At 34.4% G+C, this 15,549-nt stretch carries 18 protein-coding genes and 1 pseudogene; 9 read left to right on the top strand and 10 right to left on the bottom strand.

Features of this window, described 5'->3' with window-relative positions; all coding sequences use genetic code 11:
* Window positions 1-63: 63 nt before the first annotated feature.
* Entirely contained in the window at window positions 64-258 is a 195-nt protein-coding gene (locus tag MKY00_RS16815; RefSeq protein ID WP_016718126.1) for a hypothetical protein, read from the top strand.
* A 101-nt stretch (window positions 259-359) separates the two neighbouring features.
* Window positions 360-1,397, top strand: coding sequence for a serine hydrolase domain-containing protein (locus tag MKY00_RS16820; protein ID WP_061182848.1), 1,038 nt, complete (start codon window positions 360-362; stop codon window positions 1,395-1,397).
* 35 nt (window positions 1,398-1,432) lie between these two features.
* Here the strand turns inward: MKY00_RS16820 and MKY00_RS16825 are convergent, their stop codons facing one another.
* From MKY00_RS16825 to MKY00_RS16840, 4 genes are all read right to left on the bottom strand, one after another.
* Complete coding sequence (locus tag MKY00_RS16825) at window positions 1,433-1,681, bottom strand: hypothetical protein (protein WP_000666946.1); 249 nt, start codon at window positions 1,679-1,681, stop codon at window positions 1,433-1,435.
* 266 nt (window positions 1,682-1,947) lie between these two features.
* Window positions 1,948-2,991 carry a flavin-containing monooxygenase gene (locus tag MKY00_RS16830; RefSeq protein ID WP_016718128.1) on the bottom strand — a complete coding sequence of 348 codons (1,044 nt, stop codon included), beginning with the start codon at window positions 2,989-2,991 and terminating at the stop codon, window positions 1,948-1,950.
* 139 nt (window positions 2,992-3,130) lie between these two features.
* Window positions 3,131-3,862: a metallophosphoesterase family protein gene (locus MKY00_RS16835; RefSeq protein ID WP_000684257.1), complete on the bottom strand. Its 732-nt coding sequence runs from the start codon at window positions 3,860-3,862 to the stop codon at window positions 3,131-3,133.
* Window positions 3,863-3,883: 21 nt separating this feature from the next.
* The gene (locus tag MKY00_RS16840) at window positions 3,884-4,576 is read right to left on the bottom strand and encodes a cyclic nucleotide-binding domain-containing protein (RefSeq protein ID WP_016718129.1); all 693 of its coding nucleotides are present in this window, start codon (window positions 4,574-4,576) and stop codon (window positions 3,884-3,886) included.
* 108 nt (window positions 4,577-4,684) lie between these two features.
* Here MKY00_RS16840 and MKY00_RS16845 point away from each other — a divergent pair, with 108 nt between their 5' ends.
* The 3 genes from MKY00_RS16845 (at window position 4,685) to MKY00_RS16855 (ending at window position 6,193) form a co-directional block, all read left to right on the top strand.
* Entirely contained in the window at window positions 4,685-5,131 is a 447-nt protein-coding gene (locus MKY00_RS16845) for a DMT family transporter (RefSeq protein ID WP_029141168.1), read from the top strand.
* 13 nt (window positions 5,132-5,144) lie between these two features.
* Window positions 5,145-5,609, top strand: a complete 465-nt coding sequence (locus MKY00_RS16850; protein ID WP_000965818.1) for a DMT family transporter — start codon at window positions 5,145-5,147, stop codon at window positions 5,607-5,609.
* A gap of 89 nt (window positions 5,610-5,698) precedes the next feature.
* Entirely contained in the window at window positions 5,699-6,193 is a 495-nt protein-coding gene (locus MKY00_RS16855) for a hypothetical protein (RefSeq protein WP_061182845.1), read from the top strand.
* Between the two features lie 40 nt (window positions 6,194-6,233).
* Here the strand turns inward: MKY00_RS16855 and aiiA are convergent, their stop codons facing one another.
* Window positions 6,234-6,986 (bottom strand): quorum-quenching N-acyl homoserine lactonase AiiA, encoded by a 753-nt coding sequence (gene aiiA / locus MKY00_RS16860; RefSeq protein ID WP_000216576.1) that lies wholly within the window; start codon window positions 6,984-6,986, stop codon window positions 6,234-6,236.
* Window positions 6,987-7,173: 187 nt separating this feature from the next.
* Between aiiA and MKY00_RS16865 the strand changes: the two genes are divergently transcribed.
* Entirely contained in the window at window positions 7,174-8,193 is a 1,020-nt protein-coding gene (locus tag MKY00_RS16865) for a zinc-binding alcohol dehydrogenase family protein (protein ID WP_016718130.1), read from the top strand.
* Between the two features lie 49 nt (window positions 8,194-8,242).
* Here MKY00_RS16865 and MKY00_RS16870 read toward each other — a convergent pair whose 3' ends face one another.
* Window positions 8,243-9,634 carry an amino acid permease gene (locus tag MKY00_RS16870; protein ID WP_016718131.1) on the bottom strand — a complete coding sequence of 464 codons (1,392 nt, stop codon included), beginning with the start codon at window positions 9,632-9,634 and terminating at the stop codon, window positions 8,243-8,245.
* A 574-nt stretch (window positions 9,635-10,208) separates the two neighbouring features.
* Window positions 10,209-11,408 carry a multidrug effflux MFS transporter gene (locus MKY00_RS16875; protein ID WP_016718132.1) on the bottom strand — a complete coding sequence of 400 codons (1,200 nt, stop codon included), beginning with the start codon at window positions 11,406-11,408 and terminating at the stop codon, window positions 10,209-10,211.
* 304 nt (window positions 11,409-11,712) lie between these two features.
* Here MKY00_RS16875 and MKY00_RS30215 point away from each other — a divergent pair.
* Window positions 11,713-11,829: pseudogene (locus MKY00_RS30215) on the top strand (DUF5823 family protein); the annotation flags it as partial.
* A gap of 108 nt (window positions 11,830-11,937) precedes the next feature.
* Window positions 11,938-12,366 (top strand): cytidine deaminase, encoded by a 429-nt coding sequence (locus tag MKY00_RS16880; protein WP_016718133.1) that lies wholly within the window; start codon window positions 11,938-11,940, stop codon window positions 12,364-12,366.
* Window positions 12,367-12,445: 79 nt separating this feature from the next.
* On the opposite strand, the gene bshB2 is transcribed toward MKY00_RS16880, so the two are convergent.
* Window positions 12,446-13,108: a bacillithiol biosynthesis deacetylase BshB2 gene (gene bshB2 / locus MKY00_RS16885; RefSeq protein ID WP_000439461.1), complete on the bottom strand. Its 663-nt coding sequence runs from the start codon at window positions 13,106-13,108 to the stop codon at window positions 12,446-12,448.
* A gap of 15 nt (window positions 13,109-13,123) precedes the next feature.
* Entirely contained in the window at window positions 13,124-13,474 is a 351-nt protein-coding gene (locus tag MKY00_RS16890; RefSeq protein WP_000407039.1) for a YojF family protein, read from the bottom strand.
* Window positions 13,475-13,736: 262 nt separating this feature from the next.
* Here MKY00_RS16890 and MKY00_RS16895 point away from each other — a divergent pair, with 262 nt between their 5' ends.
* Window positions 13,737-15,062, top strand: coding sequence for an ArsB/NhaD family transporter (locus tag MKY00_RS16895; RefSeq protein WP_016718134.1), 1,326 nt, complete (start codon window positions 13,737-13,739; stop codon window positions 15,060-15,062).
* Between the two features lie 110 nt (window positions 15,063-15,172).
* Here MKY00_RS16895 and MKY00_RS16900 read toward each other — a convergent pair whose 3' ends face one another.
* Window positions 15,173-15,400, bottom strand: a complete 228-nt coding sequence (locus tag MKY00_RS16900) for a hypothetical protein (protein WP_016718135.1) — start codon at window positions 15,398-15,400, stop codon at window positions 15,173-15,175.
* Window positions 15,401-15,549 lie beyond the last annotated feature (149 nt).

The following is a 15,549-nucleotide window of genomic DNA, read 5'->3' on the forward strand; positions in this document are numbered from 1 at the left end:
ATTTAATGTATAATAGTATTATACAACATCGTTGATAAACCTTTTATTTTAGGGGGACACTTTATGAAAAGATTTTTTAAGACGTTACTACAATTTGTAGTTCTTTCACTTGCACTACATTTATTATTTGATATCGTTGGCTGGCTTGTTTTCAATGCGCCAATTAAAAATAAACAAATCATTATTTCCTTACTAACAACTTCATGGCTTATGTACATGTACCGCGATAAATTTTTTAAAACATTCACTTCGAATTAACGAAAAAACTTCATCGATAACAGATGAAGTTTTTTCTTTTTCTCCCCATTTACTACTGTATAATAGAACTAACATTCTGTCTTTTTAAGAAAGGAGTCACTATGAACTTAAAAAGTAACAATATATACGAGAAAATGAAACAATATTCCGTTGCAGGTTTAAGCCTTGCCGTTATACGTGATGGTAAACTAGATGAAACAACTGTATTCGGAACACTTGAAACTGGAACAAATAAAACTGTCACTACGAATTCTATATTCAATTCTTGCTCAATTAGTAAATTCATCACTACAATGCTCGTACTAACGTTATTAGAACAAGAAATTGTGCATTTAGATGAAGACGTAAATGATAGACTCACATCTTGGAATATTCCTACCAATCTATTTACCTCACAGAAAAAAGTCACGTTGCGAAATTTATTAAGTCACCAATCTGGAATCATTGATCCTCCTAATAGCTTTGAACATTATACACTAGCTCAAGGGCAACCAAGCATGTCTAAACTCCTTGCCGGTAAAACATCCTATTGCTCCGTACCGATAGAAATAACTTATAAACCGGAAAGTGAATTTCACTACTCTGATGCAAACTTTTGTATTATCGAACTACTACTTGAAGATATAACTGGAAAATCATTTAACCTTTTACTAGAAGAATATATATTTCAACCACTGCAAATGAAGAATAGTACCATCTTCTCTCCTGAAGACATAGATAAAACCGATGCTTTTGCTTGCGGGCATAATAAAGATGGCACCGTTACAAATGAGAAGTATCCATTCTATCCATTCGCAGCTGCTTCAGGTATTTGGACAACACCAACTGACTTATCAACTTTATTAATTGAAATCATTCATTCCTTACAAGGAAAGGGTAAACTAAAACTTTCTCAAAAAACAGTTCAAGATATGATTTCTCCTCAAGGTTGCTCAAAATGGACTGGACTAGGTGTTTTTCTAGATGATTCTAACGAAGACTTACAAATGTATTCACTTGGATGGGGCGTTGGATTTCAATGTATGATGGTAAGCTACCCATACCGAGGGAATGGCGCTATTATAATGACGAACGCTGACTTAGGTGTTCATCAAACGGAAGGGATTATTGGCGATGTTTTAAAAACGTTATCCTTATAATGAAAAGAAAGAAGCTGTTCCTTTCAGCTTCTTTCTTATATAACATTTTTCGCAACAATTTTTATATGTTCTGGTGCAATAATCTCCGTTATACTTTCTTGGAAATCTTCCTGCAACATTTCTTCAATATGTTCTAGCTGCACTTCAACATGTGTGCATTCTAAATTATGTATATTTAAAAGTGCATAATGATCTTTTTTCTTTATTACTAAATATTGATTTTCCTCTGTTACAAGTACAGAACCTAATCGTACTCCTAGTAGGCGTTGATCATCAAACTTCACAACCATCCCCCCTTACTTTATATGTAATAAAATAACATTTTATGTAATCCGTTCTTTATAAACTATATCACAATTTATTAAAATATAAATATCATTTTGCTTTTTACTAAAAAACCCTTATTCTTTTATATATTTCGATACAAAAAACTTTCTCAACATAAAATTAGAATTTTCAGTTTTTATTCTTTTGAAAATCTATTATAATAAAGTTAATAAATGTTTGACCTCTCCTAATTCATGTACATATGGATGATCAGTAGTCGCTGCTACTGATCTATTTTTTTGATTTCAGAAAGTAAATACGCCGCATCCTTTCCTACACCACAAATAAGTGCAGAACCTCTTTGAGACTGCCATGGCAAGCCGATATAATACAATCCTCCTACTGGACTTATCCCCTTTACATGATTGGGAAGTCCATTCTCATTCACTGCCTTTTCAATTTCAATCCATTTATAATTCTGAATAAAGCCTGTTGACCATATAATACTTTCTGCACTATATGTTTCACCGTTCTGAAACATAATGTTATTTTTTGATGCACTTACTACTTTTTCCTGTAGTTGTATTGCTCCATTACGAATAAGTTCCTTACCTTCAAATCCAAAAATAGGATCTTTTCTCTTCTGAAACCATTTCCCCCTCTTGGTACTAACTTCAGCATACAATAAACCCAATTTTTCTAACCAATTAAAAATACTTTTTCTAAAAAAATGTAACGGTAAAAACGTTAAAGGATGACTGATAGACATCATAACTTCATGAGTTTTTGCAAGTTCTACTGCAATTTGCATTCCTGAATTCCCGCCACCTACTACGAGTACTTTCCCCTTAGGAATTTGTGGTGGTGATTTATATTGTGATGAATGTATTTGAAAAACATGTGATGATAGATTTGCTGAAACTGAGGGAATAAACGGTTGCTGAAAACCACCTGTTGCGATAATAACTTTTTTCGATTGTAAAACTTCTGTCGGAGTGTGCAATTCAAATATTTCTTCCTCCTTCCTTATTTTTAAAACTTCCGTTTGCAATTGTACCGGTAGTTGAAAATACTGTGCATATTCTTCTAAATACATTGCAATTTCATTTTTATGTGGAAATCCATTCCTTTCTCCTTTTAATATCATCCCTGGTAAACTACTATATTCCCTCGGTGTGAAGAGCTGTAAAGAATCATATCTATTCCTCCATGAATCACCAATTCGGTTTCCTGCCTCGAGTAGTAAAAAATTATATCCTTCTTGCTTCAAATAGTATCCCATTGTTAATCCAGCTTGACCCGCCCCAATAATAATTAGGTCTTTCATTCTAACCCCTCCTCTTTTTAAACATATGAATACTTGTTCACGTATTCATATGTTTCCATAATCATAACATTTAATTTTTATATGATTCAATATGTACTCAAAATAAAAAAGAGCAGCTTACCATAAAGTAAACTCCCCTTCATTCTATCTTCCCAGTCTTTAGCGCCTGTGCCCAATCATACCTTTCCTGTTGAACAGCCAATCCAGCTGCTTCTTCCCAATTATAAGAAACTGAAATTTGTTCAATTATCCATTCTCCCGAAACTTTTTCTATCACTACATATTTTGCATGCGGAGTTCCTGATTCCATTTTATGCACAATGGGTAATTCATCTTTGTACGCTGGAAGTCCTACACTCCCTGGATTTATTATGATTTTTCCATTTGCTAAATAAACAACTCTAGGAATATGTGTATGACCACATACTATTATTTTTTGTTCTATATTTTGGAGTTGATCCATTATATTTTTTTCACTCTTTAATACTGCACCATTCTCGTCCATCTCTTCTAGTAAATACACCTCATCTGAAGTTGGCGTACCATGACAAAATAAAATATCGTCTACAATATATTGTGAAGGATGTTGTTGTAACCAATCTATATGATTTTCTGTTAATTGATTTTGGACAAAAGTTAGTGTAGCAGACTGCCCTTGTATAGGTTCCCAAAGCATGCGATCACAGTTACCCTTAATATGTATCATCTCGTTCTTCATCAATATTTCAATTGTCCCTAAAGGATCTAACGGCCCATACAGACTATCCCCTAAGTTTATTATCATTTCAGCCTTGCGATGTTTAATATCTTCTAATACTGCTTTTAATGCATGACTGTTCCCGTGAACATCTGAAATTATAGCTATTTTCATCTAAATCCCCACTTTACTATATTATTTATAAACATCTGCCGCCAATTCTCTCAAAACATCCACATTCACTACTTCAAAGCATCCATCGTTCTTTTTTATAATCTCTTTATCACAAAAAATATTTAATGTGCGCAATAAATGCCGATAACTCGTTCCTAACAATTCCACTGTTTCCGTTAAATTCCCACTAAATACAATTCGATTCCCATGCTGCACCGCTCGTTCTCCGGCTGCTAACATGTAACTCGCAAGTCTATTTTCAAGCGGATACAATAAATTAATTGTACTATTTTTTGAAAGTCGATTTAACTTATGTGCTAACGATCCACAAATACATCGTAAAAATTTCGCATCATGAAATAGTTGATTTCTCACTTTTCCTAAAGGCAAACCAACACAATATGAATCTGCCATTACTTGTACGTTTGAAGCCGTCTTTTGAGAATGAATTAACTCCACATCTCCTAACAGCTGCAAACTATCATAAAAGCATAATAATACAGATTTCCCGTTACTTAATGTATTAAACGCTTTTGCTTTTCCTTCAACGAAGAAAAACAAATAATCTATCTCTTCATTTTCTCTACAAATAAACTCATTCTTTTTAAAAAATATAAGCTCCATATATGGTTTCATATCATTAGTAAAAAATGAATCAATGTTATTTTGTTTCATATACTCTGCTAATTTAATTGAATTACATATTTTCTTCATAGTCCCCCACCTTTACGACTCATCCCCATTGTAATCAAAATTTTCTTCCTCCACTATGACATATGTCATAGTAATACACAATTTCAGCATGATACAGTCATTACAAATATGAAATACAAAGGGGATATTACATTGTATAACTTTCTTTCTGTCTTTATTGGTGTGCTCATCGCCGTTATGCTTCCATTGAATGGGATTTTATCTGAGTTAATTGGCAAGTATACAGCAAGTGTTGTCATTCACTTTGTCGGTTTAATTGCAGTTATTTTCGTTTTAATCATAAACAAACATAAAATCCATTTTGATAAAAGTATTCCGCTTTTTTTATATAGCGCTGGAGCGATTGGAGTATTCACTGTTCTTTTTAACAATATAAGCTTCTCGGTCCTTGGTGCCTCTATTACGATCGCATTAAGTTTACTCGGTCAATCCATTGCTTCCATCGTTATTGATCATTTCGGTTTATTAGGAATGAAAGTTGCTAAATTTGAAAAGAAAAAACTAATTGGATTATGTTTCATCTCTTCTGGAATTATAATCATGACAATTTATTAATGGGGGCAAGAAAATGTTATATATTACGATCGCTATTTTAGCTGGTGTTTCTATCGTTGTTGCTAGAATTATTAACGCGAATTTAGCAAAGAAAATTGGGAATTGGGAAGGCACGTTTTTTAATTATATTACTGGCTTATTTTTCTCTATGTTATTTTTAATTTTCAGTTCAGATTCAATGTATATTCCAATGCATACGTTACAATCCATACCTATCGCTGTATATTTAGGGGGATTAGTAGGCGTTATCGTTATTTCATTATCGAACTATATCACTCCTAAAATATCAGCATTTTATTTAACGTTACTCATCTTTATCGGACAGTTATTTGCAGGGACTATCATTGATTTCTTCCTGACAAATGAACTCTCAACTGGAAAGATTATCGGCGGTGTTTTCGTATTAATTGGGCTTACTTACAATTTACTCGTTGATCGCCCTCTTAAAACTGTTAAGAATAGCCACGTTCAACTATAATACTTTACGCTTACCTATCATATATTAATAGAAAAGCTCTTCATACGAAGTAATAGAGAGGAGAATATTCTATTAAGAAAATTATTTTACTGATTTGTAGCACATTGATTATTTGTGGAATCGTATGGTTTATAAACTCTGGAAAATCTATTCAAGATCTCTATACAGCAAATAAGCCCAAGAAAAAAGCTACTATTATTTCCACTCAAAGGGATCCAAATGAGCCCCCTGTCTTTTTAGGAAAACAGGAAATAAAAGATATACATGTCGAATCCATTAAAACAAAAAAGGATCTCTTCCTCACAAAAACAGATGAATTAAAAACGTTTATTAATAGTATGGATACCGCAAAAAAAGGAAAATTAACATTAGATGAAGAAGGATCAGATTTAATAGATTGTGATATGTGGATTACTTTCGAAGATGGAACTTATAAAAAATATTTCATATGGGTAGTTGATCATCACAATAACGAAGTGATGATTGCTCAGCAAGATACTCCTGATGATGTAAACCTAACGTACTATCAATTAAATGAAGATAGTTCCAAAAAAGTTTATAACTTATTTAAAAAAATTATTTAAACGAAAAAGTCATGAGCACGTGAGCTCATGACTTTTTGCACTATACATATTCAGGAAACACTTTACAATCCTTTTCCTGTTCTATATCATGTCCAAAGAAAATAATTGGTTTCTCTTTTGTCACAACTTCTTTTAAACGTTTAATTGAAGATAAAGCTAATTCCGAATCAAATCCCGCAAACGGCACTTCATCTTCAAAATTCTCTTTCGTATAAGATGCATCAATCGTTAATAATACAGGACCGTTTTTTTCCGTCTCAATTAATAATGACTGATGTCCTGGAGAATGTCCTGGTGTATACAATAACCGAACACCAGGTACCACTTCATAATCACCTTCAATAATTTTGTAGTTTAAATTTGGCAGTATACACTCTTTCAAATATTCCTCTCTATACTGTGCCGCCTCATATTCAGCACGTTGTATAATGATTGGCGTATTCAAAAAAGCACCATTTCCTCCTGCATGATCAAAATGCAAGTGCGAACTAATAATATATAGGAGATCATCTGGCTCATACCCTGCACGTTTTAAAATAGTTACAATTCTATCTTCTTCAGTCATTTTCGGTAAAATCTGTCCTTCTGCAAATGTACCGTTAAAAAGCCCTTCATTATTAACTGCACTTTCTGGCATACCTGTGTCTACTAAAATAGGACCTTCTTCCGTCTCCAAAAGATAACACCAAACCGGCAAGTTTAATAGTTTTCCCGGTGTTAACGCACTGTTAACAGACGAATGATCCAACATACAACGACCTGCTGGGATGAAATAAAGTTTCTTTACTGTCATTATGTATCCACCTTTACATTTAGTTTTAGATAAAGTAACACAGTTAAAAATTCTTCTTTTTAGAAATAAACTCCTTCCACACTTTCATACCAGCATAAATAAAAAAGAGTGTACTTTTTTACATAATGACACTCCACCTACTATAATAAAAGAGTAAATGACTCTTACTTTAATGGAGGGAATATAAATGAAAGCAATTGGTTTACATGAATACTTACCTATTGAAGAAGAAAACAGTTTAATTGATCTAGAAGTTGAAAAACCTGTTGCCACAGGAAGAGATATACTCGTTAAAATTAACGCTATTTCCGTTAACCCAGTTGATACAAAAGTTCGCTCTCCGAAAGATAAAAAAGAAGATGTAGCGAAAATACTTGGCTGGGATGCTAGTGGTGTTGTCGTGCAAACTGGCGAAAGTTGTACGTTATTTAAAGAAGGCGATGAAGTGTTTTACGCTGGAAGCATTACGAGACAAGGTACATATAGTGAATACCACCTCGTTGATGAAAGAATCGTTGGTAAAAAACCTAAAACGTTAAGTGATGCTGAATCTGCAGCACTTCCGTTAACAGCTATTACAGCTTGGGAAGGTTTATTCGAACGTTTAGGTATTGATTATAATAAGAAAGATACGAACTCCTTTAAAAACATTTTAATTATAGGCGGTGCTGGTGGTGTAGGTTCAATTGCCATTCAACTTGCGAAATGGGCCGGACTAAATGTTATCACAACTGCATCCCGCAATGAAACGATACACTGGGTTGAAAAATTCGGTGCCGATTATATCATTAACCATCACCAACCTTTACAAGAACAAATATTAGAGTTTGGGCTAAAAGATGTAGATTATATTTTCTGCCTAAACAATACAGATCAACATTGGCAAGCAATATGTGACCTCATTAAACCGCAAGGAAAAATTTGCTCTATCGTAGAAAATGAGCACCCTCTTGAGATGGGCATTTTAAAAAGTAAAAGTGCTACACTCGTTTGGGAATTTATGTTCACAAAAGCGATGTATGAAACTGGAGACATGATTACGCAGCACGAACTATTAAATAAAGTAAGCGAACTACTAGATGAAGGCATTTTACAGACTACTTTAAATGAAACATTTACACCAATTAACGCTGAAAATGTAAAAAAAGCACATGCACTGCTTGAAAGCGGCAGTACAATTGGGAAGATCGTTTTAGAAAAGTTTTAATAACAAAAAGTCCGATTTCCAAATGAGAAATCGGACTTTTTTACTATCTTTATTTACTTGAAATCTCTTGATCATTTTGAACATCTAACGGAGGTCGTTTCCCTATTCCGAAAGCATAGAAACTAATTGTAACGATAGCTAAGAAAATGATACCTACAATTAATGAAATGCGCGTATCATCGTTAAACCACATTCCGATTAATACCATAATTAAAAAGGCAATTGTTAAATAGTTTGTAACAGGAGCAAATGGCATTTTGAAAGGATGATCTTTCATCTCTGCCCCTTTTTCTTTTCTAAAATTAATTTGACTAATTAGAATGACAAACCATGGTACCATACCAGGAAGTACACTCGCACTATATACATATACGAATAAATTTTTCGGTGCGATATAACTTAATACAACACCAATCGCTAAACCGATAATTACGCCAACTGTACCGAATAAAGGTACACCATTTCCAGAAAGTTTCGTGAAATATTTTGGTGCTTGTCCATTTACACCTAACGTATATAGCATACGACCCGCACTATAAATACCACTATTACAACCAGACATTGCCGCTGTAATAACTACGAAATTAATAAGTCCAGCTGCTGCCGTAATACCAACCTTCGCAAAAGTTGCTACGAACGGACTACCAATTGTACTTAATTGATCCCACGGATACACAGTTACAATAACGAAAATAGCACCGATGTAAAAAATTAAAATACGCCAAATTGTACTTTGAATCGCTCTTGTAAGTGTCTTCTTCGGATCCTTCGCTTCACCAGCAGTAATACCGATTAATTCTACACCTTGATATGCTCCAACTACAAGTGATAAAGCAAAGAAGAATCCTGAGAAACCACCTGTAAAGAAACCGCCATTTGACCAAAGATTTGATATACCAATCGCTTCTCCGCCGTTACCAATTCCAAAGAAAATAAGTCCAAATCCCGCAATAATCATTAATAGAATCGTAACAATTTTAATCATCGCAAACCAAAATTCAAATTCACCAAATGACTTAACAGAAATTAAGTTAGCTGCGCCAAGAATAACCATTGCAATTACACCTGGTATCCAAGCTGGTAAATCTGGGAACCAATATTGCATATACGCTCCAACCGCGATAATCTCTGACATCCCAACGATAACCCACTGGAACCAGTTACTCCACGCTGTCATATAACCAGCTAACGGGTGAATATACTTATGACCGAACGTTGCAAATGACCCTGTACTTGGCTCCATATACAACATTTCTCCCATTGCACGCATGATGAAGAAGATAAAAATACCTGCAATTGCATAAGCAAGCATAACCGACGGACCTGTCCATTTAATCGTGCTGGCTGACCCCATAAACAAACCAACACCAATTGTTCCGCCTAAAGCAATCATTTGAATATGCCGTGCTTCTAAACCTCTTTTCAATTCTTTGTTTGCCACTTCACTTCCCCCTCTTAGATGATTCATAGCCGCATTTTAAAACAAGATGCTTTCCCCTAATTCTTTTCGGCCTTGAAAATGATGAAGCAAACGTCATTTTACACTAGCTTTAAAGCTATCCTAAAATCGTTTTTATTGCTTCTTATAAAATTCTCAAAACCTTTCATCTTCCAATATTCTATAAATCTTAAAATTACTTACCTTATATTAATTCATTAATCTGAAAAATTCAATTATTTTTTCAATAAATTAATATGCATGATTACGTTTGAATTTCAACTGAATTAACAATAAAATACATCTATTCAATATGATTCCGGTATAAATATTATTACAGTATAAATAACCGAGGAGAGCATTTTCCCTCGGTTTCACATCTCATGTACTTCAATCATTATAGTTGATAACGTAATTTCCCACGCATCCGATTCATATACCAACCAGAAATTTAATATATTAATAAACTACTAACTTCTTTAATCTAATTTTGAGGCAGGAATCTTACTACCTCAAAACAGCGGGATAAAATATAAAAGAGTCTCATTTTTAATGAGACTCTTTTACCATTACATATTTAAATCGTTTTTGAAGTTTGTTTACCTAAAATAAACACTTTAGTAAAGACCATCATGATAACGACTATAGCCAGAAAATAAAGTGGCATCACGAGTAACGAGCCCGTATGCAGCTGACTCATCCCCAAAATTGTCATCGTTACAATTACATAGTACCCTAAGCTAAATAAAGCTCCGGCTGTACCAATAACATCTTGAAAATCTACTAATGCTAAACTTAAACAGTTAGGTAGCGCTACTCCGATTCCTAATAGCAATATAAACATCGCTATTAAAAATACAACCATATATATTACATTCGGATTTGATCCCACAAACGTAATAACAGATAAAAGGATAGCTCCTCCTGTCATTATGAGACAACCGAAATATATAATTTTCTCTGGTTTATAAGTAGCAAGTAAACGTTTTGAAACTTTCGCTCCAATAATAGAAGCAGACGCAACAACAATCCCTAAAAATCCATACATACTAGGCGATAACTGAAAGTATTCAATAAAGATAAACGGCGCTTCTGCATAGTAGCTAAATAAAACACCATTCGCTCCTCCAATTAATAACCCGTATGTTACTACTTTCGGATTTGTAATTAACCTCTTCAAGACTGAAAACACATTTATTTTATTCGTCACTGAGCCCGTTTTTGTTTCCGGAAGAGAAACAAACGTATACAGAAAAATACCGACACTCATAACTACTAAACTTAAAAATACGATTTTAAATCCAAACATTTGATCAAGAAAGCCACCAATTAACGGTCCTATCGCTGGTGTAAAAGCAATAACTGCCGAAATTTGAGCAAACATAACGTGGCGCTTATGCCCTTCTACACTTTCACGTAGAATCGTTTGTGTCACAACTGATCCTGCACTTGCTCCAAACGCTTGAATAAAACGACTTACTAATAAAACTTCAATGGAATTTGCAATAAAGCATAAGAAACTCCCAACGCCATATACGACAATTCCAAGTAACATTGCCGGGCGACGGCCAATTATATCTGATAACCATCCAATAAAAAATACACCTAAAGCAAATCCAGCAAAATACACACTAAGCGTTAACTGTACCTCATTATTACTTACATGTAACGCCTTTGAAATGTCCGGTAAAGACGGTGTGTAAATCGTTTCACTAATTTGCGGAAATGCGACAAGAATAATCATTAACAACAGTGATGGTACTGAGACTTTTTTCATTTTTCATACCCTCCTATAACTTTGAAAATCTCAGAAATAAAAAGACTTTCTTTAGCTACGGAACAGGAGGGGCCATTATAGAAATTCGATCATAAAACAACAAAGAAAACACCTCAATTACGTATGTTAATACTTATAGGAGGGTAATATTAACATCAATTTTTAAATATACTTTTTCAATTATATTACATATTGTATTTCTTTTTCTAGTGCTCAGCCTCGGAATATTTGTTAGAAGGATACCTTGATACCAACACCTTTTTATGGAATAATTAGGAATAGTTTGAATTGATAGATTGAATTATTAATTGAAGGTTCTTTTTCTCTTTCTAAATCTTTTATAACTACTTTAATCATTCTAGTAACTGTATCCATTCCTCTATTAATTTCTTTAGAAGAAAAGTATGCAGATGAAGAGTAATTCTTGCACCCATAGTGTGGAATTAGATGTCTATTCTTTTTTAACGGTATTACTAAAAAAATAACACAGGCATTGAATCGAAAATTACATAGAAATGAGGAACTACAATTGAGCATTGAACAACAATTATATGATGCAGTGAAACGTTTAATTGACCAAAGATATCCACATGGTTGGGGCGGAGCTGCAGCAATCCGTGTAGAAGATGGATCCATTTATACAAGTGTAGCACCTGACGTTATAAACGCTTCAACAGAACTTTGTATGGAAACAGGTGCAATTTTAGAAGCGCATAAATTTCAAAAGAAAGTTACACATTCTATTTGTCTTGCAAGAGAAAATGAGCATTCTGAATTAAAAGTATTATCACCTTGTGGTGTATGCCAAGAACGTTTATTTTACTGGGGGCCAGAAGTACTATGCGCCATTACAAATTCTAAACAGGATATCATTTTTAAGCCGTTAAAAGAATTGCAGCCCTACCATTGGAGCGAAGCATATTATGATGAATTCACAAAAGAATGGAGTTCGAGATAAAGATTATTCACTAAAAAAGCACCGTCACAAATGACGATGCTTTTTCTATGTAAGAGCTACTAGAAGATACCCTTCTAGCCTACTCCCATTTATAAGTCCAAAATTGTTCAAGTTGCAGCCATTTTAATGTTGCTGCATCTTTGTTTTTGATTTTCGCGTGTGTCTCTTCAAGCATCGCTTCTGTTTGCGAACGGTGCGCACCTAGTGCAGCTAATTTATGCTCGAATACTTCACTAATATTGTTTACAACATCTGGCTCACCGAGTACAGCTTCACGATTTTTCGTAATCGCAACCGCATGAATAACTGGACGTTCTTCTTTTGACATACGTGATACGGCGCGAACAACAGCGCGGCCAAATGCATCATGATCTGGATGTACGCCGTGCTCTGGATAAAATGTAATAATTCGAGATGGATTTACTTCTTGAATGATTGCTTCAATTTTGTCTGCAACGAAATCAACATCTTCAAATTCTAACGTTTTATCATGGAAACCAAGCATTCTTAAATCTTTGATTCCCATCGCTTCACATGCATCTTTTAATTCTTTTTCACGTATATTTGGAATCGTTTCACGGTTAGCAAACACGTTTTTCCCCATGTTACGTCCCATTTGTCCTAGCGTACCGCACGCATACGTTACAGGTACTCCTTGATCTGTTAATAAGCGAATTGTTCCTCCCGCCGCAAATGCTTCGTCATCTGGATGCGGAAATACAACAAGTACATGTCTCTCCATAAGTTTCCCTCCTTCTTACTTAAATGGCGTTAAGCTTAACTCAAGTGCAACTGCTAAGCGACCTTGATTATCGTGCCCTGCAAGTAATAAACGCTCTTTATCGTCTACTTCCCAGTGCGTAATACCTTCTGCATATACCCAGCCATGATCCATCTTTAGACCAACTCGGTATGGGTTTGTTCCAGTAATCTTTCCGCGCTCAAAGCGAATAATTGCATTTCGAATGAATGCACCAACCGTCATCATCTTTTCATTAAAGTGTGACGCATACGCTCCGTTCGTTGTTTCTAAATGAATATATACATCTTTATTTACAAAACGTTCAATTTCATTTTGAATAAGAGAACTATCTTTTACTATTTCCATCGGAATTCACCTCTTTAAACCATTTTACGCAAAAATAATGTAAATTGCTATCTCTATATTAGAGGACAACGCCCACTTTTCCTAATAATTTGCACTGTGTTTCTTTATTTTTTTATATCATATGTAAAATCATCATTTTTTCCTTCACTTTGTTAAATAGTTTTCTTTCTTTTTTGAATTTGCTACAATATATTTTATCCCGTATGAATACAGCGAGATACATTTTGACAATTAAATACATACTTTAAAGAAGGTGACATGATTGGAACAATCAGCACATGAAGTAGCAAATTGGCAATATTATTTTGCAATTGCCGTATTTTTAGTCACGTACGGATTTATTATTTCTGAGAAATTGAATCGTGCTGTAATCGCACTATTCGGTGCTGCTATTATGATTATTTTTGGAGTTGTTGAATTACATACTGCTTTCACATCTCATATTCAATGGGAAACGATTACCCTTTTAATTGGGATGATGATTCTCGTACATATTACGAGTCAATCAGGCGTATTTGAATTTGTGGCCATTAAAGCGGCAAAAGCAGCCGGCGGAAAACCAATCCGTATTTTATTATTGCTATCCTTATTAACTGCTGTCGGATCAGCATTTTTGGACAACGTAACAACCGTCTTATTAATCGTACCTGTTACGCTATCCATTACACGTATTTTAAAAGTTAATCCTGTTCCTTATTTGATTTCAGAAGTATTATTTTCAAATATAGGCGGAACAGCAACATTAATCGGTGATCCACCTAATATTATGATCGGATCAGCAAATAAGCATTTAGACTTCAATGCCTTTTTACTTAACTTAGCTCCTATCGTAATTATTATTTCTATCGTGACACTTGGCATTATTTACTTCATGTATCGTAACAAACTAAAGACAACACCTGAGCAAATCGAAAAATTAATGGCATTAAATGAAAAAGATTATATTAAAGATCAAAGCCTCCTTTTAAAATCCATTTCGATTTTAGGACTAACTATTTTAGGCTTTGTACTTCATTCGATTATTCATGTAGATGCTGCAGTTATCGCGATGACAGGTGCTACACTTCTTATGTTAATCGGTGTGAAAGAACATGATATTGAAGATGTATTTGCCCACGTTGAATGGGTAACCATTTTCTTCTTCGCCGGACTATTCGTTCTCGTTGGTGGTTTAATTGATATCGGACTTATTTCTTCACTCGCAAAAGAAGTAATTGACGTCACAAATGGCGATATCGGTTTCGCCGCTGTACTTATTTTATGGGTATCAGGTATCGCCTCTGCAACAATTGACAATATCCCATTTGTCGCAACGATGATACCACTTATTCAAGACTTAGCTACAGGACTCGGACTATCTGTTGATTCTCCGCAAATCGAAGTACTATGGTGGGCACTATCACTTGGGGCCTGCTTAGGAGGAAACGGAACGTTAATCGGAGCATCAGCAAACGTAGTCGTTGCTGGTATTGCAAAACGTGAAGGACATGCTTTCTCTTATATGGACTTCTTAAAAATTGGTTTGCCGTTAACAATCATTGCATTACTATTATCACATGCTTATATATATTTACGTTATTTAATGTAAAAGTTGTATTGCATGAAATTATATCGACGATTCGACAGAGAATATCGACTTACCGACAAATAACAACAACGAAAAAGGTATGCAGCGCTAAACTGCATACCTTTTTTCGTTCACCAAAATATACCGATAATTACTAATCCACCTAAAATCATACCACCAATTTGTCCAACGATTGTTGGTGATAGTTGAACACCTTTCCTCACTTCAACAACCGGTCTTTCGTGCCTTAGTTGCTGCACTTCGCTTTGAAGTTGATGTACACTTCCGTGTAATTCTTTAATTAGTTCCTTCAATTCAGCGACCTCTTCATTTACTGGTTTTGCTTTTTCTAAATTCATTTTGCATGACTCCTTATAAAGTGAAACTTTAATAAGTGGGGGGCATCCCCCACTTATTATTAGTTGAACCAATCGGACGTTTACGGACAGTTAACGCGGGATAAGTTCAATCAGTATATTGTAAAAATTCGCCAATTATCGTTATATCT

It is taken from the genome of Bacillus sp. FSL R9-9834 (assembly GCF_038006905.1).
Classification (GTDB): domain Bacteria; phylum Bacillota; class Bacilli; order Bacillales; family Bacillaceae_G; genus Bacillus_A; species Bacillus_A pacificus.

Bases quoted from the DNA above. Each gene is read 5' to 3' on its own strand.
- MKY00_RS16815 (WP_016718126.1), top strand. From the start codon at position 64: ATGAAAAGATTTTTTAAGACGTTACTACAATTTGTAGTTCTTTCACTT.
- MKY00_RS16820 (WP_061182848.1), top strand. From the start codon at position 360: ATGAACTTAAAAAGTAACAATATATACGAGAAAATGAAACAATATTCC.
- MKY00_RS16830 (WP_016718128.1), bottom strand. From the start codon at position 2,991: ATGAAAGACCTAATTATTATTGGGGCGGGTCAAGCTGGATTAACAATG.
- MKY00_RS16835 (WP_000684257.1), bottom strand. From the start codon at position 3,862: ATGAAAATAGCTATAATTTCAGATGTTCACGGGAACAGTCATGCATTA.
- MKY00_RS16840 (WP_016718129.1), bottom strand. From the start codon at position 4,576: ATGAAGAAAATATGTAATTCAATTAAATTAGCAGAGTATATGAAACAA.
- MKY00_RS16845 (WP_029141168.1), top strand. From the start codon at position 4,685: ATGAAATACAAAGGGGATATTACATTGTATAACTTTCTTTCTGTCTTT.
- MKY00_RS16850 (WP_000965818.1), top strand. From the start codon at position 5,145: ATGTTATATATTACGATCGCTATTTTAGCTGGTGTTTCTATCGTTGTT.
- aiiA (WP_000216576.1), bottom strand. From the start codon at position 6,986: ATGACAGTAAAGAAACTTTATTTCATCCCAGCAGGTCGTTGTATGTTG.
- MKY00_RS16865 (WP_016718130.1), top strand. From the start codon at position 7,174: ATGAAAGCAATTGGTTTACATGAATACTTACCTATTGAAGAAGAAAAC.
- MKY00_RS16875 (WP_016718132.1), bottom strand. From the start codon at position 11,408: ATGAAAAAAGTCTCAGTACCATCACTGTTGTTAATGATTATTCTTGTC.
- bshB2 (WP_000439461.1), bottom strand. From the start codon at position 13,108: ATGGAGAGACATGTACTTGTTGTATTTCCGCATCCAGATGACGAAGCA.
- MKY00_RS16890 (WP_000407039.1), bottom strand. From the start codon at position 13,474: ATGGAAATAGTAAAAGATAGTTCTCTTATTCAAAATGAAATTGAACGT.
- MKY00_RS16900 (WP_016718135.1), bottom strand. From the start codon at position 15,400: ATGAATTTAGAAAAAGCAAAACCAGTAAATGAAGAGGTCGCTGAATTG.